Raw genomic sequence first — 25,518 nt, forward strand, 5'->3', positions numbered from 1 at the left:
GGAGCGTTCCCGTGACCATCGATGCCGCCGACTTGAAAAGAATGTTCGATACGATCGCGGTGGCGATCGAGGCCGACAGGGACAGGCTCTGCCAGCTTGACGGGGTCATCGGCGACGCCGACCACGGCATTGCCATGGCGCTCGGCTTCAACGCCGTGCGCGATGCGCTGGCGCCACTCGACCTTGCCTCGATCGAGCCGACGGCGCTGCTCAACACGGCGGCGAAATCGTTCCTGAATGCCGTCGGCGCTTCCTCGGGTCCGCTTTATGCAACGGCCTTCATGCGCGCCGCCGCCGCAGCCAAGGGCAAGGCGACGCTGGCGGAGGCGGACTTCATCACCCTGTTCCAGGCAATGGCGCAAGGCATCAAGGATCGCGGCAAGGCGGAACCTGGCGAGAAGACGATGGTCGATGCCTGGCAGCCGGCGGCCGAAGCAGCGGCCGCGGCCAATCTTGCCGGCAAGAACTTGGCTCAGAGCCTCGAAGCGGCCCTTGCCGCCGCCGGGCGCGGCGCGGAAGCAACCAAGGACATGATCGCCGCCAAGGGCCGCTCCTCGCGGCTCGGCGAGCGATCACTCGGGCACGTCGACCCGGGGGCGGCGTCGGCCGTCACCGTGATCGGCGCGATACGCGACAGTGTCGGCCCTATAGCTTCAGATCGAAGCTGACCTTGACGGCATGTCCCTGGGCGCCCTTGGCGATCTGGCCGGAATAGGATGCGCCGAGTTTGGCATTGGACGACAGGAGAACGTCGAACCCGGCTTCGACGGCCAGGGCATCCCTGGCGATCGGCACGCCCGAAATGGTGAAGGATGCTCCGGTGTTGAAGGCCAGATCGGAGGTCGGGCCGACGTTGCCGTAGGCGTGCTGCCAGCCCAGCATGCCGTGCAGGGCGGCCCCGGTCACCCCCGTGTCGAACTGGGTCGAAGCGCGAACGCCAAATGTCGAGAAGGTGTTTTCGGTCGTCGCCTTCTGTGCCGTCAGCGCCGAAGTCGCGCCGCCGGTTTCGGCGAAACCATCGGTGTTCAGATGGACATAGGCGAGGTTGGCGAAGGGTTCGAAGGCATTGTGGCCGATGTCGAACCGGTAGGCCAGTTCGCTGAAAGCTTGCGCCGTCGTGGCATTGTAGTCGGCGGAGACCTGTTCGCTGAAGGCAGGAAAGACCACGCTGCGCCTGGTCTCGATGTCATGCCAGCCATAGATCGCGCCGGCGCGGAAACCGAACTGTCCCAGTTGCGTGCCGGCATAGACGCCGAGATTGTAGTTGTCGCTCGAACCGGATGAAGCCCGGTCGGTGACATCGAACCTCGAATGGCTGTAACCGCCGAGCACGCCAAGCCGCCAGCTTCCAACCGGTGCGTCGGCGCCACCGATGAACCCTGTCGTGTTGCGGCCGAAGGCCGCGGCATCGCCGGAACCGTTCGTATCGCCCGTCATTGCCAGCGCCTGGCTCCAGATCACGATGCCATCGGCATTGGCGGGCGCGGCATGCACGCCGCCGGCATCGATGCTGGCGGTTGTCAGGACCGGTGCGGAGACCGCATCGAAGGCGGAGCGAATTCGGCTGCTGGCGGCATCCCGCGCGAAGCGGCTGTCCTCCACCAGAGCGCCGCTGATGTCGGTGTGGATCTCGCCGGAAAGCGCGTTTCCATAGGGACGCAGATAGCGATAGAAACCGACCGCCTCCACGGTGGGGTCACTCTCCAGCGCTTCCCGATTGAGGATGTACATCGACCAACCGTCCTTCGTCTGGTTGAAGGAAAGCCCTTCGACTTCCTGTTCGCGGCCGATGTTCAGACTGCCCAGATTCTCGACTTCGCCGGTCTTGAGGTTCGCCCGGTAGATGATCTTCTGGTCATTGTCGGTCGAAAAATACATCCAGCCGTCCAGAAGCTTGCCGCCCTGTGCCTGGTCGATGGTGTGCGTCAGCGGGATGTATTCCTTGAAGCTCCAATCCGACAGATTGTAGACCGCTATCTCCGTCGCGTTCTCATAGGCCATGCCGTAGCCGAGGCCGTTCTTGGCATCGACGGCCACCCAGCTGGCAATATCATGGATGCCATGGGGCGGATTGAGCGAAAATGCCTGACCGGTGAAGCTCAGGTCACTCGCGCGATACACCGCGAAAACCGGGTTTTCGTATTTGCCCCCGGTGACTGGGTCGCGCTGGCTCGAGTCCAGCGAAATATAGAGAAGCCCGTCGGCATAATCGATGTCGCCGATGTGGTTCAGCCCGATATCGGAATATTGGGACGGAAGCTTGAGGACATCGGGAATGGCGGGCGAGACAGTCAGGGACGGGTTATAGTTCCTGTCAGTGCGCTCGAGAATATTGGTGCCGGAGAAATACCAGTTCGTGCCGTCCGTCGTCACGCCCTGTTGCTTCGCGGATATCGCGTCGCCGGTGAAGGTCGTCTTCTCGACCATGATCCAGGGTTCGACGGCAAACGCCGGCACCGATGTCATGGCGAGCGCGCTGGACAGAACGATGCAGGAGGCTATGGTTTTCGGAAGACAGGCCGTCCCCTTGAGGGCGGCTTTGCTGGCGTGATCGATCATCTTGGAAGACATTTCTGACGCGTTCCTGTTGGTGTTTGTAATCGACGGCTCGACGCGCACGACATCGACCAACGACGCTGGCAACCGCCGGCGATGGCAAGACACGAGGTTTTGTGGCTCTTCGGGTGCTATCTGCGCTGTGGTTCGTCGATCGCTCTGGTGGAGAGTTCAACGATGTGCTCACTAGGGCGGGGACGTGACAATCATATGAATAATGGGAATAGTATGAAGAATTCAGCCCCTCTCTCTCGGGCGTCCCGGATGACGTCGCGCATGGCCGGCTCGTCGCATTCCGGTCTTCACGGCAGACTGCTCAATGAGATCGGCCTCAGCATCGTGCGTGGCGAACTGATTCCCGGCGACCAGTTGCCGAATGGCGACGATTGGAGCGCCTCTTATGGCGCGAGCCGCACGGGCCTGCGTGAAGTCGTCAAGGTTCTGGCTGGCAAGGGCATGGTGGAAATGCGCCCCCGGACCGGGACCAGGGTGCGCCCGCGCAAGTATTGGAACTTCCTCGATCCCGATGTGCTCTTGTGGCGCTTCGGCTCGAGAACGACAGCAGAGGAGGCACGTTCCCTGTTCGAGCTGCGCCGCGCGATCGAACCGACAGCCGGGGCCTTGGCGGCGCAGCGCGCCAGCCCGGAGCAGATCGCCGATTTGCGGGCAATCCTCGAAGAGATGGAACAGGCCGGTGATGACGGCGAACGTTTCGCTGTGCCGGATCTGGCTTTCCACCAGGCGATCCTGCACATGTCGGGCAACGAGTTGATCGGTTCGCTCGCCGCTTTGATCGAGACCGCGCTGGTGATCAGCTTCCGGCTTTCGGACGACAACCCAGCCGGTCAGCGCCATTCGCTCAGCCTGCATCGGCAGATTGTCGAGAATATCGAAAAGCGCGACTCGGTAGCCACCAGCAAGGTGCTGATCGACCTGCTGGACGGAGCGGAAGAGGATGTGCGGCGTTCCCTCGCCGCCAGGCTCGGCAGACAGAAGTAGGCCGGCATCGCAGCATGCACGGCGCGGAACAAGCCCGCCCGGCTATGCCACGGGCCCGCGGCTCATGCAGGCTTCACCGCGTCGAGCCTGTTGATCGCCTCGACATTGCCCGCCGATGGCCCCTTTTCGTCGAACTCGGAGGCAAGCCACGTGTCGACGATCGCCTTGGCCAATTCCGGGCCGATGACGCGGGCGCCCATGGTGATGATCTGGGCGTTGTTGGATTTCACGGCGCGCTCGGCCGAATAAGTATCGTGGGTGAGCGCGGCGCGGATCCCCGGCACCTTGTTGGCAGAGATCGATACGCCGATGCCGGTGCCGCAGAACAGGATGCCGCGATCGTTCTCGCCGTCGATGATGGTCTGGGCGAGTTTTTGCGAGAGGTCGGCATAGTAGCCGGCCTGGCTGAGATCACTGACCGTCAGGCCGGATTTGGTGGCAAGGTGTGCGGCGATGACATCGAGCAGCGGCTTGCCGGCGCTGTCGGCTCCGATGGCTATTCTCATGGTTTCCCTTTCGTGTTTGGATGATTTCAGATCGCCGCCGAAGCGCGGCCGAGGATGTCGATGTAGCCATCCGCCTGCCAGGCGGAGCGGCCGATGAAGAGCCCATCGATATTGGGCTGACCGATCAGCTCGGCGGCATTGCCGGGATTGACGGAGCCGCCATAGAGCACGGGCGGCACGGACGGCAGCAGGCCGCCGGCGACCTTCTTGATCAACCTCTGCTGCTTGTCGGCATAGTCGGAGCCGGCCGGAATGCCCCTGTCGCCGATCGCCCAGACAGGCTCATAGGCGAACAGGATTTTCGCGCCCTTCGCCTCGCCCTCGAGGAATTGCAGAGCGCCCTCGACCTGGGCGCTCAACACGGCATCGGCCTTGCCGCCTTCACGCTCGGCCAGCGTCTCGCCGACGCAGATCAGCGGTATCAATCCGTGCTTCACGGCGGCCGCCGTCTTCAGGCCGACAGCATGATCGGTCTCGCCGAAATGCTCGCGCCGTTCGCTGTGGCCGAGCTCGACCAGATCGAGTCCGCAATCCCTCAGCATCAGCGGCGAGATCTCGCCGGTCCAGGCCCCGGCATCGGCCCAATGCATGTTCTGAGCGCCGACCTTGACGCGCGTCGCCGACAGCGCTTGCTTGACCTCGCGCACCGCCGTGAAAGGCGGGATGACGAAAGGCTGGATGCGGTCATCGAAGCCTGGGATGAAACCGGCCACGCGCTCAGCGAAAGCCATCGCCTCGGCGAGCGTCTTGTTCATCTTCCAGCTTGTGCCGACCCAGTAAACCACGCGTACTGCTCCTTGCTTTTGTCCAGCGATCAGCTGCCGCCTTCGGGATCATGATCCCTTGTCGATCACCGTCAGCGACACGCCGGCGGCATCCAGCGCGGCACGCATCGCCGGCTCGGGCGCGCGGCCGGTGAAGACCGCGTCGAACGCGCTGAGATCGGTGAGGAAGTGCAGCGCCGTGCGGCCGAACTTGCCGTGATCGACCAGCAGATATTTGCGGGTCGCCGCCGCCATCATCAGCCGCTTGGCCTGCACCACTTCCTGGTCCTGGTGGAAGGCGGAAGCGCCGTGAATGGCGGAGGAGGACAGGAAGGCGACGTCGGCACGCAGCGATTTGAGCGACGCCTCGGCCAGCAGGCCGAAGAAGCCGTGGAACTTCTTGCTGTACTGGCCGCCGAGCGCGATGAGGCTGATGCCGCCCGCGCCTGCCAGATCCTGGATGACGGCCAGATTGTTGGTGATCACGGTCAGCGGCCGCAGATCGGCGAGATGCCGCGCAATGCCGCCAGCCGTCGAGCCATCGTCGATGATCACGGTCTGGCCGGGCTCGATCATGCCCACGGCGGCAGCCGCAAGGCGCTGCTTTTCCTCGGTCGCCTGCTTCTGGCGGTAGCGAAAATCGCTTTCGAACAAACCGCTCGGCTGGATCGAGGCGCCGCCGCGCACCTTGCGCAAGAAGCCGCTTTCCTCAAGCTCGTCGAGGTCGCGGTGCACGGTCATCTTGGAGACGCCAAAGAGCAAAGCCAAGTCGTCGACGCCGGCCTGACCGGCGTCCATCAGAAACTCCATGATCCCTTGACGCCTGATATCGCTCTTCATTGCCGCTGACCGCCAACGCCGAAGCGTGGCTCCCTGATCGAACTCAAATGATAACACCTATCGTCGCAAAAGTGACAGACATTTTGTGATAATGGGACAACTTCTTGGGATATTTCGCTTGCCCTGATCGCGGCGCTGTAACAAGAATTGCGGCCGGGACGGTCCGTCACGGTTGCGGTTGCGCCGAAATCCGGCCAGAAGCATCGGGGGCTGGACGATGCGCGGACAGTCCGCAACCACAGGTTCGAAACCAGATACGGGAGACTATTCGTTGGCTCGCATCACACTGAGACAATTGCTCGATCACGCCGCCGAATACGGCTATGGCGTGCCGGCCTTCAACATGAACAACATGGAACAGGGCCTCGCCATCATGGAGGCGGCGGAAGAGACCAAATCGCCTGTCATCCTGCAGGCAAGCCGCGGTGCGCGCGCCTATGCCAATGACGTGGTGCTGGCCAAGCTGATCGACGCGCTGGTCGAGATCCACCCCGACATCCCGGTCTGCATGCATCTCGACCATGGCAATAACGAAGCCACCTGCGTCACCGCGATCCAGTACGGCTTCACCTCGGTGATGATGGACGGCTCACTCAAGGAGGACGGCAAGTCGCCGGCCGACTACGCCTATAATTCGGGCATCACCAAGCGCGTCGTCGACATGGCGCATTGGGGCGGCGTCTCTGTCGAAGGCGAGATCGGCGTGCTGGGCTCACTGGAGAGCGGCGGCGGCGAGCAGGAGGACGGCCACGGCGTCGAAGGCGCGATCAGCCACGACCAGCTTTTGACCGATCCCGAGCAGGCTGTACAGTTCGTCAAGGACACTCATGTCGATGCGCTGGCGGTGGCCATGGGCACCAGCCACGGCGCCTACAAATTCTCGCGCAAGCCGGATGGCGCGGTGCTGGCGATGAACGTCATCGAGGAGATCCACCGCCGCCTGCCCAACATGCATCTGGTCATGCACGGCTCGTCCTCCGTGCCGGAGGAGTTGCAGGAGATCATCAACAAATATGGCGGCCAGATGAAGCCGACCTGGGGCGTGCCGGTGGAAGAAATCCAGCGCGGCATCAAGCACGGCGTGCGCAAGATCAACATCGACACCGACAACCGGATGGCGCTGACCGGCGCGATCCGCAAGGTGCTGACGGAAAACCCGAGCGAGTTCGACCCGCGCAAATATCTGACGCCGGCGATGGCGGCGATGCGCAAGCTCTGCAAGGAGCGCTTCGAGCAGTTCGGCACCGCCGGCAACGCGCCGAAGATCAAGCCGCTGCCGGTCTCGGAGATGGCCAAGCGCTACAAATCGGGCAGCCTCGACCCGAAATTCGGCTGAGTCCCACCGACCGAAAACCTGGCTTCATCTTCGGGCAGGAGCCACACAGGCTCCTGCCCGATCTCTATTCGGCCCTTGGCAAAAGGCTGGGCCTGCCTGTCTCGATGAACGGCGCCCAATAGTCGACGGACTCGCGGATCATGGCCACCACCTGGTGGTCGACCGGCTCACGCTCACGGAACGACAGTTCGAGGCAGATCTCGTTGTTGGTGCCGCCGCCACGCCGCACCGTCTCCAGCAGCTTTTCCGGCGTGATGCGGCCGTCTCTGTTGTAGGCTGATGTGAAGGGCCAATGGCCGCCCTTGTTCATCGACGACTGCTTGATGTGGATGATCGGCGACTTCCTGGGAAAGGCCCCGGCCCAGGCATAGGGGTCGATGTCGGCCGGATTGCTTGATGTGACGTCGCCGTGGTCGATGTCGACCATCATCTCGAGCGGAATGGCCATGCCCGCGGCGTCGATCGCGTCTTGCAACAGCCGGCAGTTCTCGATGGTGTGCCCGAACTCCCGCCCGACCGACATCGGCTCCCAGAACAGGTAGCTCAGGCCGGCCGCGCGGGCATGCTGGGCGACCTCGCGCCAGCAGTCCAGCGCGATGTCGAACAGCTGGGCGCGGCGTTCGGGATCGTCAAAGTCGCGATGGGTGAAGATGGCGAATTGCGTGCCCATGCCGCTGGCGCCAAGCTCGGCCGAGATGTCGGCGAAGGTCTTGAACCAGTCGACATAGTAGCGGCGCACATCCGCGTCGGGGTGGCCGAAATGATTGAGCCGGCCGTAAGGGCCGGTCATGCCGGAGGTGACACGCACGCCGGTGCGGGAGAGTGCGCCGCGAAACAGGCGGACGAATTTGACGATCGTCGCCGCGGGCCAACCCGGATTGACGAATTCATGCGTGAGTTGCACGTCCCGGATGCCAATGTCGTAGGCGATGGTGTCGATCAGGTCAGCCGGATCGGCAAAACGGTTCACCAGCGGATTGGTGTTGAGGGAGAGCGTGAAGGCCAAGGCGCGCTCCCTCTTTCAGCGTTGGCTGGTGGCGAACAGTGCCGTCATTGCAACGTCGCCCCCTCGCGGTTGAGTTGCTGGCGGTATTTTTCGGCGTCCCAGTTCAACAGTTCGGCATTCTCCTTAGGACTGAGATAATTGACGCGCGCCGCGCCATCGACGCGGGCGACGACGTCGGCCAGACAACGCGCCATCGCCTCGGCGCCGGCATTGGCGTCCCGGCGCATCAGCACGCCCTTGCCGGGAAACAGGAGGGACGTCGGCGCGGCTGCGGTGCGGGCGACGATCGCCGCCGCGTTCTCTCCGGGACCGGCGATCACCGAGCCGACGCCAAGGAAGATGACATGATCCGGGTAGAGGCTGCCGGAAGCCGCGATGCGGCAACTGGCGAGGTCGGTCGCGACGTCATGCGCGGCGGCCGACGCCGGCAGCCGGTAGTCGCTGCCGGCGGCGAGCCTCAGCAAAGCGTCGAGATCGGGGGCTGGGGCCGGCCGCGGCGGCCTCGCGAGCAGCCCGGTCACCCGTTGTAGAAGCAAGGCCGCTTCGGCGACCGTGTCGGCGGCGACCACCAGCCCATGATTGCCAAGCACGAGCACGTTGGTCGCAGGCTTCAGCCGCTCGGCGATCCCTTGCGCCAGCGGCAAGCCGGGCCTGCGATAGGGCACGAAGGCCCAATCGAGGCCGCGCAGGCGTTCCTCCAGCAGGGCTTCGGCATTGGCCTGCACGGCGATCGAGATCGTCTCGACGCAATGGACGTGGACGACGATCTTCTGCGGCAGCAGAGCATGTACCGTCGTCTCGATGGAGGGCCGCAGCTGGCGAGGATTGAGGTCCGCCAGCGTGAACTGACCGGCAGTCTCGGCCGCCGGGCTGCGCTGCGCCACGGCGTCCAGCAGCGGCGCCAGCGCGACCGGCACCATGATCTCATCGTCGCGCGCGTTCTTCAGCCAGGTGCCCGAGGCTTTGATCCACAGCACGCCGGCCTGCTTGATGGAGGTGTTGCCGCCGGCGCCCTGGACCAGCAGCGGATCGGCGCCGATACTGGCCGACAAGGAGCGCAGCATGCGGAATTCACTGGTTCCAGTATTGACGAGCCCCCCCATCAGCCTGCCTTCGCCAGCCGGTTCGCGCACCAGTGCTCGAAAGCCGTCCTCTCCTCGGCGGACAGATGCAGGCCATGCTTGGTGCGCCGCTGCAGGATATCGGCCGACGTCAAAGCCCACTCCCGGTCGAAGAGATAATTGGCCTCGCGCTCAAAGAAGTCCTTGCCGAAGCAGCGTCCGAGTTCATCTATCGAACGGGCCGCGCCAACCAAAGCTCGTGTCCTGGTGCCGTAGAGCCGACCATAATGCTTGAGCAGCGATGCCGGTATCCAAGGATACTCGTGTCCGAGGTCGCCAAGAAACTGTTCGAAATCGGCATTGGCGATGTCACCGCCGGGCAGATGCGCCTTCGCGGTCCACGGCTTGCCCATTTTGGGGAAGAACGGGGCGATCCTGTCCAGCGCATGCTCGGCCAGTTTGCGGAAGGTGGTGATCTTGCCGCCGAAGACAGAGAGCAGCGGCGCCTGCCCGTCCGGTGCGTCGAGCTCGAAAATGTAATCGCGGGTGACGGCGCTGGGGTTGTCGGCATTGTCGTCGTAGAGCGGCCTGACGCCGGAGAACGAATAGACGACATCGCCGCGCGCAAGTCCGCGCTTGAAATAGCGGTTGACCACCCTGATCAGGTAGTCGATCTCGCTCCCGTCCGCCGCCACATCCTCAGGCCGTCCATCATAGGGAATGTCGGTGGTGCCGATCAGGGCGAGATCGTTCTGATAGGGGTTGATGAAGATCACACGCTTGTCGCTGTTCTGGATGAGATAGGCCTGACGCCCCTCCCAGAATTTCGGCACGACGATGTGGCTGCCCTTGACCAGGCGGACATTGCGCCTGGAGTTCTGGCCGGCAACGCGGTTGACGATGTCGTTGACCCAGGGGCCGGCGGCATTGATCAGCGCGCGGGCCCGAACCATCGTCCTGATGCCCGTCCTGCCGTCCTGCATCTCGACAACCCACAGGCCGTTCTCCCGGCGGGCGGCGGTGCAGGCGGTGCGGGTGAAAACCCTGGCGCCGCGCTCGGCGGCGTCGAGCGCGTTGATGACGACGAGGCGGGCGTCGTCGACCCAGCAATCGGAATATTCGAAGCCGCGCCGGAAGGCGTCCTTGATCGGCGCGCCCTCGGGCGCGGTGCGCAGGTTGAGCGTGCGCGTCGCCGGCAGCCGCTTGCGGCCGCCGAGATGGTCGTAGAGGAACAGGCCGAGCCGCACCAGCCAGGCTGGCCGGTCGTCCGGGCTATGCGGCAGCACGAAGCGCATCGGCCAGATGATGTGCGGTGCCGATTCCAGGAGCACCTCGCGCTCGATCAGCGCTTCGCGCACCAGGCGGAATTCGTAATATTCGAGATAGCGCAGGCCGCCATGGACGAGCTTGCCCGAGCGGGAGCTGGTGCCTTCGGCGAGATCGTCCTTCTCGCACAGGATGACGGAAAGGCCGCGGCCGGCGGCATCGCGCGCAATGCCGGCGCCGTTGACGCCGCCGCCGATGACGAAGAGGTCGACGATTTCAGCGCCACCGCTCATGTCGCCATGGCCTCGATGCCGATTTGATGCGTCATGGCCATTGCCTCAGCATGGATTGACCGGAGGCAGGCCGGCGAGGTAGCGGCGCACCTCTTCGGCGGCCTGTTCGGCGGCATAGGTGACGGTGCGCACCGAAGCGCCGGCAATGTGCGGCGTCAGCGTTACATTGGGGAGCTGCAGCAACGGCCAGTCGGCAGGCACCGGCTCGACCGCGAACGTCTCCAGCATGGCGCTGGCGATCTGGCCTGAAACAAGCGCCTCGTAGAGGGCGTCATAGTCGACCAGCGGCCCACGCGCGGTGTTGATGAAGATCACTCCCGGCTTCATCCGCGCGATAGTGTCCGTGCCGATCATGCCGCGCGTCTCCTCGGTCACCCGGGGATGTAGCGTGACGACATCGGAGCGGGACAGCAGATCGTCCAGCGCGACGAGTTCGACGCCGGCATTGCGGTCGTCGACACTCAATTGAACATAAGGGTCGCAAACGAGGACACGGCAACCGAAGGCGCGCAAAAGGCGGACGACCTTGGTGCCGATATTGCCGTAGCCGATGACACCGACGGTCATTTCGTTGAGTTCGCGACCGGTGCGGTCAGCGCGGTAGAGATCGCCGCGCCATTCGCCCTTGCGCAAGGCCTCGTGGCCGACCCGGATCAGCCGCGTCTCGGCCAGGATGGCGCCGATGGTGAACTCGGCCACCGCGGTCGCGTTGCGGCCAGGCACATTGACCACGGTGATGCCGTGCGCCTTGGCCGCGGCCATGTCGATGTTGATCGGGCCACCGCGCGAAACCGCGACCAGCTTGAGACCCGGCAGGCGCCGCATCATGCCGTCCGACAGGGGCGCCAACTGGGTGACAAGGATTTCGGCATCGCCGATGAAATCGACGACCTCGTCGGGGTGGCCGAAATACTCCTTGATCTTGTCGAGGCCGAGCGCCGGATCGCCGAACTCCATCGGCTCGTCGGGCCAGGCCGTCTGCAATGTCCTGATATCGAGGTCGCCGCTCGCGACCTTCTCGATTTTGGCGCGAAAAACCTCCGGAAGCATGAAGTTGTCGCCGATGATCGCTATTCTCTTACGCATACTCGATTTCTCAACTTGCCTGCACTGAAGCCATCGCGCGCCAGACCGGCCGCAATGCCTGGTGCGCCAACATGTAGGATGGGGTCATCTTGTCGTAGATCGCGGCGAGGCTGCGATCGCTTGGCTCGGCCTCGCCAAGCAGCGGCGTCACCCATTCGCCGACGCATTCGTCCATGGACGGGTAGAGACCGACACGTACAGCGGCGATCATCGCCGCGCCAGCCGCTCCTGCCTCCTCGCGCGCGCTGGTGCGGATGTCGGCCCCGACCGCCGCACCCAGGATCTTGCGCAGTGCCGGGCTCCTGGCCGCGCCGCCTGTCAGGCGGACTTCGCGCGGCAACGGCCCCATGGCGGCGTAGCAGTCACGCGCCGCGAAGGCCAAGCCCTCGAAGACGGCGCGGACGAGGTCGGCATAGCCGTGCCGTGAGGAGATGCCGACGAAGCCCGCCCGCGCATTGGCATCGACGAACGGCCCCCGCTCCCCCGCCTCCGACACATAAGGCTGATAGAGCAGCGAGGCGGGCTGCGAGGCCGCTATCCAGGCATCGACCAGCGCGATCATCTCGCCATTGCTTCGCGAAATGCCTTGGGAGGCGAGGATGCCGGAGGCAAGGCCAAGCACCCAGTCGATGTTGAGCGTCGCCGCCATGTTCGACTGCATCTGCGCGAACACGCCGGGCGCCGGCATCGCCATGGTGTAGCCCGTCGCCGCGTCGTTCAGCTGTACATCGTCGGGTGTCTCGGCCAACCGCATATGCATGCCGGTCGAGCCGATGATCGAGCAGCCGGGCTTGCGCTCGCGGTCGAGCAGGCCGGCACCAAGCGCGGTGCAGACGACGTCGACATAGCCGAGCACCACCGGCGTACCGGCCAGCATGCCGGTGGCGCCGGCCGCCGCCTGCGACAGCCCGGTGCCGTGCCTGGTGCCGTCGACGATCGGCGGCAGCAGATGCCTGAGATCGGCGACGCCGAGCACGTCGAGCACATCGTCGCAATAGTCGCGAGTATGGAAATCGCCGAAGGTGAAGGTTCCCTCGGAGGGATCGGTGGCGCGTTCGCCGGTCAGCTTGAAATAGAGCCAGTCCTTGCAGTGGAAGGCGGTCGCCGCCTTGCCGAGCATTTCGGGCATGGTGCGCTTCATGAAGACGAACTGCGAACCTTGCTGGCAGGCGGCAAGCCCGCTGCCGGTCTTTTCGAAGCGAAGCCGGTCCTCGGGACGCGCACGGATCTCCTCGACGATGGCCGCGGCGCGCGCGTCGAGCCAGAGCCAGCCCTTGGCCACCGGCTCGCCCTTGGCATCGATCAGCCAGGTGCCATCGCCTTGCCCTGTCACCGCGATCGCCACCGTCCGGCTGGCGAGATCGGGCACCTTGTCGGCGAGCTGGCGCAATGTCGTGGCGGCATCGCTCCATGTGCGCGCCAAATCCTGTTCGGCGCCGCCGCCCGGCAGCGTTTCATAGTGGTTGGGCAGTGCCGCGGCTGCAATCTGCCTGCCCGCCGTGTCGAAAGCGATGGATTTGATGACGGAGGTGCCGGCATCGATGCCGATCAGTATGTCGCGCATCACGCAAGCTCCATGCCGTGCGAAATCGCTTTGCCACTGGCCTGGTCGAAGACATGCAGGTTCTTCGGATCGATGCTGACATTGATCGGCGCGCCAAGATCCAGGCGGGTGCGATCATGCTCGACCAGCACCAGCGAGCCGCCGGCGAAGTCGGCGGCTATGTGCGTCTGGTCGCCGAGCCATTGGTTGGCCGAAACCCTGGCGGGAACACCTTCCTTCGAGCGCCGGACCGCATAAGGCCTGATGCCGATGACAACCCGCTCGCGGCTGAGCAGTTGATCGCGAACCGGCGCGCTGAAGGCGTCCTTGTCGTAGTCGAGCGAAAGGCCGTCGGGCAGCCTGAGATTGATGCGACCGGCGGCTGTCGCGACATAGGCCTCGAAGACGTTCATCGGCGGCTCGCCGACGAACGTGCCGGTGAACAGGTTGGCCGGGCGCTCCTTGATCCTGTCCGGCGTGTCGAACTGCTGCAGCACGCCACCCTCCATCACCGCGATGCGATCGGCCAGCGCGTTGGCCTCGGTCTGGTCGTGGGTGACCAGGATCGCGGTCAGGCCGCGCTCCTTGATGAAGTGCTTGATGCGGCCGCGCAGCACGGCGCGCAGCTGCGGTTCGAGCTGTCCCATCGGCTCGTCCAGCAGATGCAGATCGGCCTCGCGGATCAGCGCCCGGCCGAGGCTGGCGCGCTGCTGCTGACCGCCGGAGATCGAGCTTGGATAGCGCTCCAGTATGTCCTCGATCTCGAGCAATTTGGCGATGCTGGCGACCTTGGCGTCGACCTCGCTCTTCGGCAGCCTTGCCGCCTTGAGCGCGAAGGCCATGTTTTCGCGCACGGTCAGCGGCGGGTAGAGCGAATAGCCTTCGAAAGCCATCGCCACATTGCGCTTGACCGGCGGCAAGGTGTGCACCTGTCGGCCGCCAACAGCGATCGCGCCGCGCGAGACCTCTTCGAAGCCGGCGATCATGCGCAGCGTGGACGTCTTGCCGCAGCCGGACGAACCGAGCAGCGCCACGATCTCGCCCTTGGCGATTTCCATGGTCAGGTTCTTGACCGCGTGGACGCCCCGGTCGATCGGGCCATAGAACTTGTCGACGCCCGAAATGGCGAGTGCGCTCTGGCTCATGCCGCTTCTCCATTGCGCAAAGCGACAACGTTCTTCGAGCCGATACGCTCGCCGCTGGCGTGATCGAACAGCAAGGCGCTCTTGCCGTCGACGGCGATATGAGCCTTGCCTTCGCTGCGGCCGGGCGTTCCGGCCGGGCGTGAAACCAGGATCTCGCGGCCGCGCACGGTGCGCACCAGCGTGACGATCTTTTCGTTGAGCGGCGTCTCGGCCTCGACCGTCACGGGGATGGCGCCCGGGATGCCTTCCTCGACGAAGCTCAGCGCTTCGGGCCGCAGGCCGATCACGCAGTCGCGGCCGACCGCCGTCTCATAGGCGCCGGCCAGATGGACCTGGACATTGGACAGGCCGACATAAATCCCCCTGGTATCCCGCGCGGGCTTGACGTCGAGCAGGTTGATGGTGGGGTCGCCGAACAGCCGAGCGATCTCGATATTGGCCGGCTCTCGATAGATCTGCTCAGGCGTGCCGAGTTGCCTGATGACGCCTTGGGACATGACGGCGATACGGTCACCAAGCGCCATGGCTTCCTTGTAGTCCTGGGTGACGTAGACGACGGTGGCGCCGCGATCGGCAAGCAGGCGCGGCAGTTCCAGCCGCATCTCGAAGCGCAGCTTGGCGTCGACATTGCGCAAGGGATCGTCGAGCAGGAGAAGCGGCGGCGAGCCGACAAGCGCGCGGGCAAGTGCCGTACGCTGCTTCTGGCCGTTGGAGAGCGCGCGCGGCTTGTGGGAGAGCACATGGCCGATCTTCAACAGCTTGGCGACGCTTTCGACGCCGGCCTTGATCGCGCTTGGTGACGACCGCTTGGCTTCCAAGGGCGTCGCGATGTTGTCGAATGCGCTCATATGCGGAAACAGCGCGAAATTCTGGAAAGCCATGCCGACGCCACGGAATTCCGCATCCACATCTGTCATGTCGTCGCCGCCGATGAAGATCTTGCCTTCATCGGGATCGATGACCCCGGCGACCAGCCGCAGCAGCACCGTCTTGCCGGCGCCAGAGGGTCCGAACAGCACAAGGGTTTCGCCATCGGCGACGGTCAACGACAGATTGTCGAGGACGGTCTGGCTCTTGTAGCGCTTGACGATGTTTCTGAGTTCGAGGCTGGCCATGTCTATCCTTTCACCGCGCCGAGCGAGAGGCCTTCGACCAGATAGCGCTGCGCATAGAGGGCGAGCGCCAGTGTCGGCGTGATCGAGAGCACGATGGCCGCCGAGATCTGGCCGTACTGGATGCCCGAGGAGGTGATGAAGGCGAGCGCGCCGACCGTCACGGGCTGCTTGTCGGCCGACGCCAACACCAACGCGAAGACGAAATTGTTCCAGGCGAAGATGAAGGCGAGCAGGCCGGCGGCGGCGATGCCGGGACCGGCGAGCGGCAGCGCGATCTTGCGGAAGGTGGCGAACCAGGAATGGCCGCCGATGCGGTAGGCATATTCGATGTCGGCCGGGATATCCTCGAAATAACCGCGCACGATCCACAGGATCAGCGGCAGGCAGATCAGCTGGTAGACCCAGATCAGCCCGATATAGGTGTTGGCGAGCCCGAGCTTCTGGAAATAGAGGGTGAGCGGCAACAGCACCAGGAGCGCCGGCGCGAATTTGAACGACAGCAGCGTGAAGGCGATGTCCTCCGAGCCGCGGAATTTATGGCGCGCGAAGGCGTAGGCCGCCGGCACGCCGAGCAGCAGCGAGACCGCGACCGAGGTCACCGACAGGAACACCGAATTCCAGAGATTGCGCATGAAGGCGATGTCGAGCGTGCCGGCGGCGGTCATCAGCTTGCCGGTGATCAGCGCCGTGTAATTGGCGAGCGTCGGCTCGAAGACAAGCTGCGGGGGGATCCGCAAGATGGTCTCGTTGGTCTGGAACGACATCATGAAGATCCAGACGATCGGGAACATGAAGAAGATCACGACCAGCGTCAGGGCTATGCCACGCAGGATGCGTTCGAGAAGCGAGGTATGTTCCATCCCGGCCTCCTATGCCTGGCCACGGGCGCGTTCGCGCAGCCGCAGCCAGTTCTTGATGAAGATGTTGGAGAGCAAGTAGGTGATCGCCCACAGGATGATCATCAGTGCCGCCGAGCGGCCGACATTGGTCGACTGGAAGAAGTTGAGATAGGCCTCGACCTGGAAGACGGTCAGCGTGTCGCCTGGCCCGCCTTGGGTCATGGCATAGATGATGTCGAACTGCTGGATGGAATCGAGCAGGCGAAACAACGTCGCCGTCAGGATGTAGGGCGTCAGCATCGGTAGCGTGATGCGGAAGAAGACAAAGCTCCTCGGCACGCCATCGAGCGCCGCCGCCTCGAAGGGCTGCGTCGGCAGGCTGCGCAGGCCCGCGAGCAGCAGGATCATGATGAAGGGCGTGTAGACCCAGATGTCGACGAGCACGACGGTGAACAGCGCCGTGGACGGCGACGAGGCCCAGCGGAAATCCTGCAGCCCGATGAGGCTGGCGAGATAGCTCAAGACGCCAAAGCCGGGATTGGTCATAAGCTTCCACATCAATGCCGCAAGCGCGGGCGCCGTCATCAGCGGCATCAGGAGCATGATCGAGATGAAGTTGTTCAGCGTCGAGCGCTTCTGCAGCAGCAGGGCGATGGCAAGGCCGAGAAGCAGTTCCAGCACGACGGTGGTGCCGGCATAGAGCAGCGAGACCTTGAGCGTGTTCCAGAACTTCGGATCGGTGAAGAAGGAGATGTAGTTGTCGCCCCAGTTGAACTGCCGCGCCCAGGGCTGGCTCAGCCGATAGCGCTGGAACGAATAGACGACCGAGGTCAGGAACGGGATCAGTATGCCTATACAGACAAGCAAGGCCGGCAGGCTGAGCACGTAGGGCAGCACCCGCTTGCTGATCCTGAAGCCGGATGGCCCGGTCCTTTGGGTTGTGACGGCGGTCATCCGCTGCTCCGTGATCCCTGTTGCTTCGCCCTGCCGGCCGCCCGAGGGAGCCGGACGGCCGGTGGGCGAGTTGGCGGCAACCTCGCGGTGCCGCATCGCAGTCCTGAAATGGTGGGCAGGACTGGCCTGCCGCAGCAGGCCAGTCTCCGGGGTCCGGCCTAGCCGAGACCGGCTTCCTTGAGCTGGCCGTTGATGCTTTCGGCAAGCTTGTCGAGGCCCTCGTCGACCGGCACTTCCTTGGCCACCATCTTCTGCAGCGTCGCCGCCCATTCGGTGGTGAGGTCGAAGAACAGCGGCTGCGCCGTGAACTTGATCGAGGCACCGGCCGCCGAGGCGTCGAACATCTCGACGTAGCCCGGATAGCTCTTGTTCAGCTTCTCGCGGAACATTTCGTCCTTCCAGACCGACTGGCGGACCGGATCGACGAAATCCATTTTGGTGGCGCCGAACAGTCCGTGCTCAGGACCGGAGGCCCATTGCAGGAAGTACCAGGTCGCGTCCTTGTCCTTCGAGAAGTTGGACATCGCCAGCGACCAGATCCAGATGTTGGGCGTCGAGGCCTTGGCCTCAGGATTGGCGGTGAAGGCGGCATAGGCAAGCTTGCCGGCCATCTTGTTGTCGCCGCCATTCATGAAGTAGCCGAGGCAGTCGGCGTCGAAGATCATCGCCGAGGCGCCGGCGCCGAGGTCCGTGCCGACCTGGTACCAGGTGTAGGTCGACCAGTCCTTGGGGCCGCTCTCCTGGATCATCTTCACCCATTTGGCGTGGAAGGCCTTGGAGCCGGCCGTGTTCATCGCGGCCGCGAGCTTGCCATCTGCGGAAACAGTCAGGTCCTTCTCGTTGAAATTCGAGTAAGCCGACAGGAAGCCCGGATGGATCGTCGCCCAGGAACGCGAGCCACGAACGCCTATGCCGTAGACCCCGCCGCCAATGTCCTTCTGCAGCTTGGCAGCGGTGGTGATCATCTCATCCAGATTGCCGGGAACGCCGACGCCGGCCTTGTCGAACATGCCCTTGTTGTAGGTGATGTTGTTCTGTTCGAAAGCCCACGGAATGCACCACTGCTTGGCGTCTTCGGAGCCCAGCGCACCGCCCGGCTTGCCGTTCCAGGCGCAGGACGACTTCACGCCCGGCAGGATATCGTCCCAAGCATAGTTCGGGTTGGTCTTGGCCGGGTCCTTGATCCATTCGTTGAGGTCGGTGATCCAGCCTGCCGGACCATAGGTCCAGGTCATGTAGGCACCGGTCATGAAGGCATCGTATTCGGGCGAGCTTGCCGAAAGCGCCGCCGTGACCTTGTCGAAATAGACGTCTTCCGGGAACACGTCGTAGACGACATTCATGCCGGTCAGTTTCTTGAAGTTCTCGAGGTCGGCGATCATCGCATCGGCATAGGGATGCTTGTTGAGCAGGAGCTTGATGGTCTTGCCCTTATGCGCCTGCCAGTCGAAATCGGCGGCGAGTGCGCGGGTCTGCCCCAGATTGAGCAGCGTGCCGGCGGTGCCGGCCGCAAGGCCCATCGCACCCAGGCCCTTGATCAGTCCGCGACGGTCGACCTGTCCACGCAGGAAGGCGTCTATGAGGTCTTTCTCTTTCTCATGCATTTCGTCTTCTCCTCCACAGGGTAGTTTCAACCAAACTGATGCCGGCTACCCGACCGGCGTCTCCTCCACGAGCGATCGCGCCGTCCGCTCGTCTGTTATCAGGCCCCTGAGATAGCGGCCTTCGAGCACCGACTTGATGGCGCGAACCTTGATCTTGCCGCCGGCGACGGCGACGATCCGGCGGCTGGCAATGTCCTCCCGCGTCAGCGCCAGCGCCCGGTTGGAAACGGTGGTAGCCACCGCCTTGCCGGCCTCGTCGAAGAAATGACCGAGCAATTCGCCGACGCCGCCATTGCGGCGGATCTCCTCCATCTCGCCCTTTTCGATCATGCCGGTGGCAACCAGCGATGCCTCGCGCTCGGCGGTGCCGATACCGGCGAACAAGAGGTCGGCGGAGCGCGCGAGATCGAAGACCTCGCTGATGCCCTTCTGCCCGAGCAGCACGGTCCGGTCCTCGGCGGTATTGGCGAACATCGGCACCGGCATCACATAGGCTTCGGCGCCGGTGCGTTCTGCCAGGCGGTGAATGACATCATGCGGGTTGGCCGAGAATTTCCGCGTCAGGCCGCCAAGCAGCGAGACGAAGCGGATCTTGTCGGTCGAGGTGCGCGGCAGATACTCCACGCAGGCGGCCAGCGTGCGGCCATGGCCGACACCGATCAGCGCCTCCTCGCCGCGCTCGATCTCGCGCTTGAGGAACTGCGCGCCGGCAATGCCGAGCGCCTTGAGCGGCAGATCCTCGGAATCGAAATCCGGAACCACCTCGCAATAATCGAGGCCGTAGCGGCGGGACAATTCGTCCTCGAGCTGCACGCATTCGGAGACTTCGCCGTCGATATAGACCTTCACCAGCCCTTCCTGGTTGGCCTTGGTGATGAGGCGATGGGCCTTGAGGCTGGTCAGCCCCAGCCGCTTGGCGACCTCGGACTGGGTAAGGCCGCCGGCATAGTGAAGCCACGCGGCGCGCGTCGCCATGCTGGTTTCGTCGTCGCGCAGGAGGCCGTTGCCAAACCCTACCATTTCCACCCTTTGATATTTTTATCAGTTGTTGCAAAATTTTTCACACGACTCGATCAGAGTCAAGCGCCAGCCTTCCCCCGTCGTGCACGGAGGTTCAAAAGGGCTCCTGGCCGCCCAGGGACACGGAGAGCGCGCGCGAGTGCGCCGCGCCTGCGTTACTTCGCAGGCCGCCTGCCCGGTGGCCGGTCAATTCGAAGGAAAAAGATCTACTGCAAGGTCCTTGCGGCGGACGGCATGGCGCGGTCGTGCGCGACGCCCAGATCCTCCGCGCCGATCGCCCTATCGAGGCCGGTCGCCACGACGGAAACCCTGAACCGGCCTTCCATGCTCTTGTCGAAGATCGCGCCGACGATGATGTCGGCGTCTTCATAGACCTCCTCGCGAATGCGGGTGGCGGCTTCGTCGACCTCGAACAGGGTCATGTCGCGGCCGCCCGATATCGAGACCAGGACGCCCTTGGCACCCTTCATCGATACTTCGTCGAGCAGCGGGTTGGCGATCGCGGCTTCGGCCGCCTTCATCGCCCGGCTTTCGCCTGACGCCTCGCCGGTTCCCATCATGGCGCGGCCCATGCCGCGCATCACCGATTTGACGTCGGCGAAGTCGAGATTGATCAGGCCTTCCTTGACGATGAGATCGGTGATGCAGCTGACGCCGGAATAAAGCACCCGGTCGGCGAAGACGAAGGCATCGGCGAATGTGGTCTTGGCATCGGCGATCCGGAACAGGTTCTGGTTCGGGATGACGATGACCGTGTCGGCGCTTTCGCGCAGTCGCTCGATACCCTCTTCGGCCATCTGCATGCGGCGCCTGCCCTCGAAAGTGAAGGGCTTGGTGACGACCCCCACCGTCAGGATGCCGGCCTTGCGCGCCGCTTGCGCAATGATGGGTGCGGCGCCGGTGCCGGTACCGCCGCCCATGCCGGCGGTGACGAAACACATATGCGTGCCGGCCAGATGGTCCATGATCTCGTCGAGCGATTCCTCGGCCGCGGCGCGGCCGATCTCGGGCAGCGATCCCGCGCCCAGCCCCTCCGTGACGTGCGCGCCAAGCTGGATCAGCCGCGTCGCCTTCGACATGGTCAGCGCCTGGGCATCGGTGTTGGCGGCTATGAATTCGGTTCCCTGAAGCTGCTCCGCGATCATGTTGTTGATGGCGTTGCCGCCGCCGCCACCGACGCCGATAACGGTGATCTTGGGTCTCATCTCGGAGATTTCCGGCTTCTTGAACTCGGCCATGCCTGCTTCTCCTTCGCCAATTGCGCGCTTCACGACCCACCCGCGGATTGCCTGCAAGACATTGCAATCGAGCGGCATGACGCGAATCAGTCCGTTCGGATGGATGCCCCAAAAAGCCAGAGAGAGGCCGGACGTGCAAGTGCGTGGAAGCTCAAGATTTGTGATGAAGGGGCCGACATCGTGCGACCGGCTGTCCGATCCCGGGCGATTGACCCTGATCCGGCCTTCTTCAGGGCGCCTTGCGCTCTGGAACCTGGCTGGTCGCCCGCTCCAGGATCGGCATCATCAGCGCGAACAGCTCCGCCTGCGATGACAGGCTGCATCTGTTGTAGAGCTGTTTGCGGAAAACCTTCACCGTCTGCGGGCTGACCCCGAGGTTCAAACCGATCGATGGCGAGGAGTGTCCCTGCAAGATGAGGAGCGCCACTTCGGCCTGACGCTTGCTCAACAGCACATTGTGATGCGTCCGCATCGCCGCGATCAGGCTGTCGGTGATCGACATCGGGCGCGGAGCGACCGCGGGCGGGGCTTCGGACGCAACCCAATGCGCGCGCAGCAGCGACATGATCGCCGGCTCATGCGCGCGCAGGCAGTCCTCGGCCTTGGCCGCGAAGGCCTGGCCGGAAGAACCGTCCTTGCCCATCGAGATGGTGATGGTGGCGTTCTCCCCGATCGGCAACACGACCGATATTTCGTCGGTGATGCCGATCCGCCCGTAATACCACTTGAAATAGCGGCTGCGGCGAAACTGGTCAGGCGCCACGTCGAGAAGACGATAGAGCCCCGGCGCGCCGCGCCTCAGGTGAAAATGATAGATCGGATCAAGCAGATAGGCGGCCGGCAGATATTGTTCGGCGAGATAGCGAAACACATCGGGACCATAGATCTTCTTGTAGAGCACGTTGGGTACAGCGGTACCCGAGAAAACGATGACGATGACATTGTCGTAGCTGAGGCAACGCCGCAGATACCCGGTAACAGCCGGATAGAACTCGCGTTTGCCGATCGCATCGATGGCCAGCGCCAGACCTTCAAAGATGGACTTTGTCACCAATCATACCCCAATGGGGGTATATACCCCCAAGAAACGATGCCCGTAGTGTAAATCAAAAAAAACAGGGGTACGAGAGAATTGTCCAGCATGCCATTCAAGAGAGCGCACAGGCCGGGATCGCGGCGCGGATCTTTGCCGCGATGAAACGCCCCGTCGATCATGGCGCCATGGCCGTTTCGGGCTACACGGTTCCCTGGCACATAGCCGCCGGAGCGCCGGTCGCGCTTCATGTCTCCTCGTCCCGGCCGGTGCGCGACGTGCGGATCGTGCGGCTCGATACGCCCACGGCCGAATTCATGGACTGGCGTGTCGAACCGACAGGGAATGCCGCGTCGCATCGCGACTTCGACCACGGGTCCTTCCCCAGGATCGCGGCAACGGAACTGGCCAAGACCACTAAGATCAGCGGCGTCGCCTTCGAAGTGTATTTGACCCGAAATGACGGCGCCCGCGTGCTCTTCGAATGCGGAAATCTGCGCCTTGGGTTGCAGGACGGACGTCTGACATCGAGCCATGACGGCAAGCCGCAGGAAATCGGCGAGATTTTGCCGGCGAATACGTGGCTGACGGTCGAGATCTCGTCCGATGGTAATGCGACGATCCTGAAGATCGGCTCGGACGACCTCTTGTCGCCATATCGCCTGCATCGTCAATTCGATCGGCCCTGGTCTCCCCTCGGCGACATGGTCTTCGGCGCCAGCGCGGCGAACGATATCAAAACGCTGAATGCCAAGTTCTCGGCGATAGCGCTGCAGACCGCGACGGGACACATCGCCTGGTCGTTCCCCACCTTGCTGCCGAGCGGCCCGATCGCCTCGGCCGGCGGAGACAGCGTCCTCTTGCTGGAAACCGTCAACCAGCCGGCATTCTGCATGACCTCGCGGCGCTGGGATGGATCAAGTTTCGACCCCCGGCTGGTGCCGTCGCATTACGATGCGGTGCATTGCCATGACGACGACATGGGCGCGTTGCAGTGGCCGGCCTCGTACCATGTGCATGTCCCCGACGAGGCGCCCGCGGGCGTCTATGCCTTCGAGGTCGGCCATGACGAAGGAGCGGAGCGCATCGTCTTCTTCATCACCTCGTCCGTACGCCGTGCGCCGCTGCTGTTCCTGGTGCCGACGGCCACCTATCTCGCCTATGCGGATGAATTCCTGCCGGCGCATCTCTACGAATGGATGTGCGAGGATCGTGGCCACCGCTTCGCGATCGATAACAACCTGAAGTCGCTCTACGACTATCACAGCGATCTCAGCGGCGTGTCGATCGCTTCCTACAAGAAGCCGAAGGCGACGCTGCGCGACGACTACAATTACCCGCTCTGCGGTTGCCCGCACAATCTGCCGGTCGACCTGCATTTCCTGCGCTTCTGCCACAATAACGGCATTGCCTTCGACCTCATCACCGACCGCGACCTGCATGAGCGGGGCGTTGCCGGCTTGCAGGATTATCAAGCGGTCATCACCGGCAGCCATCCCGAATACATGTCGGTCGAGATGGAACATGCGCTGCGCCAGTTCGCCGCGACGGGCGGCGCCATCGCCTATCTCGGCGGCAATGGTTTTGCCGGCAAGGTGGCATTCCAGGACGATCTGATGGAGTTGCGCCGTTCGCCGCTCGAGGCGGGCCGCACCTGGGACGGGCCGATCGCCGAACAGTCGCTGTCGATCACCAACCAGCCGGGCGGCCATCTTCGCGCCAGCGGGCGTGGCGAATTCTCGCTGACCGGCGTCGCCATCTCGCTCATGGGCTTCGATGGTGCGCGGCCTTTCACGCGTACGCCGGACAGCCATCACCCTTCAGCCGCGTGGCTGTTCAAAGGGGTCGCCAACGAGACCTTCGGCGACGAGGGCATCGTGCTTGGCGGCGCGGCGGGCTACGAGGTCGATGCCACCGATCCGCATCTCGGCACCTCTCCCGATACGATGGTGATTGCGCGCGCAACCGACTTTCCGGACAGCTTCGTCCACGACGCGACACGCTGGTACGAGGGTGGCGTGGACGAACGCGCATCGCGGCGCTGCGCGGAGATGACGCTGCGCCATCTGCCTTCGGGCGGTCTGATCTTTTGCGCAAGCTCGGTCGCCTGGTGCGGCGCGCTGCCGACCGGCGATGCCATGAACGACGTCGGCAGGATCACGAAGAATTTGCTGACGCATCTGGCGGCGGCAAAGAGCCGGACGAACCCGGACCGACAGCAACAGAGCGGGGGCCAACCCGCCGCCCGATCGGGTTCGACGGCATAGCGACATTTCAACATCACACTTTGGGAACAAGGACCAGGATCATGGGATTGAGAAAACATTTCATCGGGGCGGCCGCCCTGTTGGCACTCGCCACCGCAATGCCGTTCGCGGCACAAACGGCAAGGGCACAGGACCTGCCGGTCGAACCGGGCGTGTTCAAGCTCGCAATATCGCCGTGGCTTGGCTACGGCATGTGGTACATCGCCCAGGAAAAGGGCTTCTTCAAAGCCAACGGGCTGGAAGGCGTCGAGCTGACCAATTTCGTCGAAGACAAGGACATGGGCGCGGCGGTTGCCGCCGGTCAGGTCGACGGCGACAATGAGTCCATCCAGCAGTTGCTGGCCAAGGTGCAGGCCGGCATTCCGATCAAGGGCGTGCTGCTGCTCGATGCCAGCACAAAGGCCGATGCCATCCTGGTCAACAGCGACATCAAGACCGTCGCCGATCTCAAGGGCAAGCAGGTTGCCTTCGAGCGCGGCTCGACCAGCGATCTGCTGCTGAACTACGTGCTGCAGAAGAACGGCATGACCATCGACGACGTCAACGTCCTGCCTATGCCGGCCGCCAGCGCCGGCACGGCTATCATTTCCGGCACCGTGCCGGCGGCCGTGACCTATGAACCGTATATTTCGGCCGCTATCGGCGCTGACAAGAACATCAAGGTGCTGGCCGAGGCCGGCGAGGCGCCAGGCTTGATCAGCGACGTGCTTTCCGTGCCGGAGGAGACGCTGAAGAAGAAGCCGGGCCAGGTGCAGGCCATGCTGAAGAGCTGGGACCAGGCGCTCGACTATTACCGCGTCCACACCGAGGAAGGCCGCGCGATCATCGCCAAGGGCGTCGGCGCCGAACCGGCGGATCTCGCCACGGCCTTCGACGGCGTGTCGTATTATTCGGTCAGCGAAAGCCAGAAGGCACTGAACGGCGTGTTCAAGTCCGACACCTATCCCGGCATCGTCAAGGCGGCGATCGCCGCCAAGCTGATCGACAAGGATATCGCCTACGACGCCGCCATCGACCCGACCGTGGCGCATTCGAAGTAAGCGTTTG

The 25,518-nt window shown here is 63.8% G+C and carries 22 protein-coding genes; 5 read left to right on the forward strand and 17 right to left on the reverse strand.

All coding sequences use genetic code 11. The features are described from left to right. Window positions 1–11: 11 nt before the first annotated feature. Window positions 12–668 (forward strand): dihydroxyacetone kinase subunit DhaL, encoded by a 657-nt coding sequence (gene dhaL / locus EB815_RS28765; RefSeq protein WP_056564376.1) that lies wholly within the window; start codon window positions 12–14, stop codon window positions 666–668. On the opposite strand, the gene EB815_RS28770 is transcribed toward dhaL, so the two are convergent. Continuing rightward, a complete protein-coding gene (locus EB815_RS28770) occupies window positions 646–2,571 on the reverse strand; it encodes an autotransporter outer membrane beta-barrel domain-containing protein (protein ID WP_155772372.1) in 1,926 nt (641 codons plus the stop codon). The two genes, dhaL and EB815_RS28770, sit on opposite strands and share 23 nt — an antisense overlap. Window positions 2,572–2,652: 81 nt before the next feature. Between EB815_RS28770 and EB815_RS28775 the strand changes: the two genes are divergently transcribed. After that, a complete protein-coding gene (locus EB815_RS28775; protein ID WP_244493902.1) occupies window positions 2,653–3,555 on the forward strand; it encodes a FadR/GntR family transcriptional regulator in 903 nt (300 codons plus the stop codon). A 62-nt stretch (window positions 3,556–3,617) separates the two neighbouring features. Here the strand turns inward: EB815_RS28775 and EB815_RS28780 are convergent, their stop codons facing one another. The 3 genes from EB815_RS28780 to EB815_RS28790 form a co-directional block, all read right to left on the reverse strand. After that, on the reverse strand, window positions 3,618–4,061 hold the full coding sequence (locus tag EB815_RS28780) for an RpiB/LacA/LacB family sugar-phosphate isomerase (RefSeq protein ID WP_056564384.1): 444 nt from the start codon (window positions 4,059–4,061) through the stop codon (window positions 3,618–3,620). Window positions 4,062–4,087: 26 nt separating this feature from the next. Continuing rightward, the gene (locus EB815_RS28785; RefSeq protein ID WP_244493929.1) at window positions 4,088–4,816 is read right to left on the reverse strand and encodes a triose-phosphate isomerase; all 729 of its coding nucleotides are present in this window, start codon (window positions 4,814–4,816) and stop codon (window positions 4,088–4,090) included. A 78-nt stretch (window positions 4,817–4,894) separates the two neighbouring features. Continuing rightward, window positions 4,895–5,665, reverse strand: a complete 771-nt coding sequence (locus tag EB815_RS28790) for a DeoR/GlpR family DNA-binding transcription regulator (RefSeq protein WP_056564390.1) — start codon at window positions 5,663–5,665, stop codon at window positions 4,895–4,897. Window positions 5,666–5,936: 271 nt separating this feature from the next. Here EB815_RS28790 and fba point away from each other — a divergent pair, with 271 nt between their 5' ends. After that, on the forward strand, window positions 5,937–7,001 hold the full coding sequence (fba, locus tag EB815_RS28795) for a class II fructose-bisphosphate aldolase (RefSeq protein WP_056564392.1): 1,065 nt from the start codon (window positions 5,937–5,939) through the stop codon (window positions 6,999–7,001). A gap of 64 nt (window positions 7,002–7,065) precedes the next feature. On the opposite strand, the gene EB815_RS28800 is transcribed toward fba, so the two are convergent. The 13 genes from EB815_RS28800 to EB815_RS28860 all read right to left on the reverse strand — a co-directional run bounded on the left by EB815_RS28800 (window position 7,066) and on the right by EB815_RS28860 (window position 22,222). Continuing rightward, the gene (locus EB815_RS28800) at window positions 7,066–8,007 is read right to left on the reverse strand and encodes a sugar phosphate isomerase/epimerase family protein (RefSeq protein ID WP_065004939.1); all 942 of its coding nucleotides are present in this window, start codon (window positions 8,005–8,007) and stop codon (window positions 7,066–7,068) included. A 44-nt stretch (window positions 8,008–8,051) separates the two neighbouring features. Next, window positions 8,052–9,140 carry a class II aldolase gene (locus EB815_RS28805; protein ID WP_081294669.1) on the reverse strand — a complete coding sequence of 363 codons (1,089 nt, stop codon included), beginning with the start codon at window positions 9,138–9,140 and terminating at the stop codon, window positions 8,052–8,054. After that, window positions 9,110–10,627, reverse strand: coding sequence for a glycerol-3-phosphate dehydrogenase (locus EB815_RS28810; RefSeq protein WP_056564399.1), 1,518 nt, complete (start codon window positions 10,625–10,627; stop codon window positions 9,110–9,112). The genes EB815_RS28805 and EB815_RS28810 overlap by 31 nt, the downstream gene beginning before the upstream one ends. Window positions 10,628–10,672: 45 nt before the next feature. Beyond that, entirely contained in the window at window positions 10,673–11,713 is a 1,041-nt protein-coding gene (locus EB815_RS28815) for a 2-hydroxyacid dehydrogenase (protein WP_056564402.1), read from the reverse strand. A gap of 10 nt (window positions 11,714–11,723) precedes the next feature. After that, on the reverse strand, window positions 11,724–13,277 hold the full coding sequence (locus EB815_RS28820) for an FGGY-family carbohydrate kinase (RefSeq protein WP_056564405.1): 1,554 nt from the start codon (window positions 13,275–13,277) through the stop codon (window positions 11,724–11,726). Then, window positions 13,277–14,401, reverse strand: coding sequence for an ABC transporter ATP-binding protein (locus tag EB815_RS28825; protein WP_056564408.1), 1,125 nt, complete (start codon window positions 14,399–14,401; stop codon window positions 13,277–13,279). The genes EB815_RS28820 and EB815_RS28825 overlap by 1 nt, the downstream gene beginning before the upstream one ends. After that, entirely contained in the window at window positions 14,398–15,516 is a 1,119-nt protein-coding gene (locus EB815_RS28830) for an ABC transporter ATP-binding protein (protein WP_056564411.1), read from the reverse strand. The genes EB815_RS28825 and EB815_RS28830 overlap by 4 nt, the downstream gene beginning before the upstream one ends. A gap of 2 nt (window positions 15,517–15,518) precedes the next feature. Beyond that, window positions 15,519–16,376 carry a carbohydrate ABC transporter permease gene (locus EB815_RS28835; RefSeq protein ID WP_056564414.1) on the reverse strand — a complete coding sequence of 286 codons (858 nt, stop codon included), beginning with the start codon at window positions 16,374–16,376 and terminating at the stop codon, window positions 15,519–15,521. 9 nt (window positions 16,377–16,385) lie between these two features. Further along, window positions 16,386–17,309: a carbohydrate ABC transporter permease gene (locus tag EB815_RS28840; protein WP_056565674.1), complete on the reverse strand. Its 924-nt coding sequence runs from the start codon at window positions 17,307–17,309 to the stop codon at window positions 16,386–16,388. Window positions 17,310–17,467: 158 nt separating this feature from the next. Then, a complete protein-coding gene (locus tag EB815_RS28845; protein ID WP_056564417.1) occupies window positions 17,468–18,913 on the reverse strand; it encodes an ABC transporter substrate-binding protein in 1,446 nt (481 codons plus the stop codon). 45 nt (window positions 18,914–18,958) lie between these two features. Continuing rightward, window positions 18,959–19,933, reverse strand: coding sequence for a sugar-binding transcriptional regulator (locus tag EB815_RS28850; RefSeq protein WP_056564419.1), 975 nt, complete (start codon window positions 19,931–19,933; stop codon window positions 18,959–18,961). A gap of 206 nt (window positions 19,934–20,139) precedes the next feature. Further along, complete coding sequence (ftsZ, locus tag EB815_RS28855) at window positions 20,140–21,171, reverse strand: cell division protein FtsZ (RefSeq protein WP_056565678.1); 1,032 nt, start codon at window positions 21,169–21,171, stop codon at window positions 20,140–20,142. 229 nt (window positions 21,172–21,400) lie between these two features. Then, complete coding sequence (locus EB815_RS28860) at window positions 21,401–22,222, reverse strand: helix-turn-helix domain-containing protein (protein ID WP_244493903.1); 822 nt, start codon at window positions 22,220–22,222, stop codon at window positions 21,401–21,403. A gap of 143 nt (window positions 22,223–22,365) precedes the next feature. On the opposite strand from EB815_RS28860, the gene EB815_RS28865 reads away from it, so the two are divergent. Beyond that, window positions 22,366–24,471, forward strand: a complete 2,106-nt coding sequence (locus tag EB815_RS28865) for a N,N-dimethylformamidase beta subunit family domain-containing protein (RefSeq protein WP_056564428.1) — start codon at window positions 22,366–22,368, stop codon at window positions 24,469–24,471. A gap of 41 nt (window positions 24,472–24,512) precedes the next feature. Further along, the gene (locus EB815_RS28870) at window positions 24,513–25,511 is read left to right on the forward strand and encodes an ABC transporter substrate-binding protein (protein ID WP_056564431.1); all 999 of its coding nucleotides are present in this window, start codon (window positions 24,513–24,515) and stop codon (window positions 25,509–25,511) included. Window positions 25,512–25,518: the final 7 nt, after the last annotated feature.

The sequence above is a fragment of the Mesorhizobium loti genome, assembly GCF_013170705.1.
In the GTDB taxonomy this organism is placed as follows: domain Bacteria; phylum Pseudomonadota; class Alphaproteobacteria; order Rhizobiales; family Rhizobiaceae; genus Mesorhizobium; species Mesorhizobium loti_D.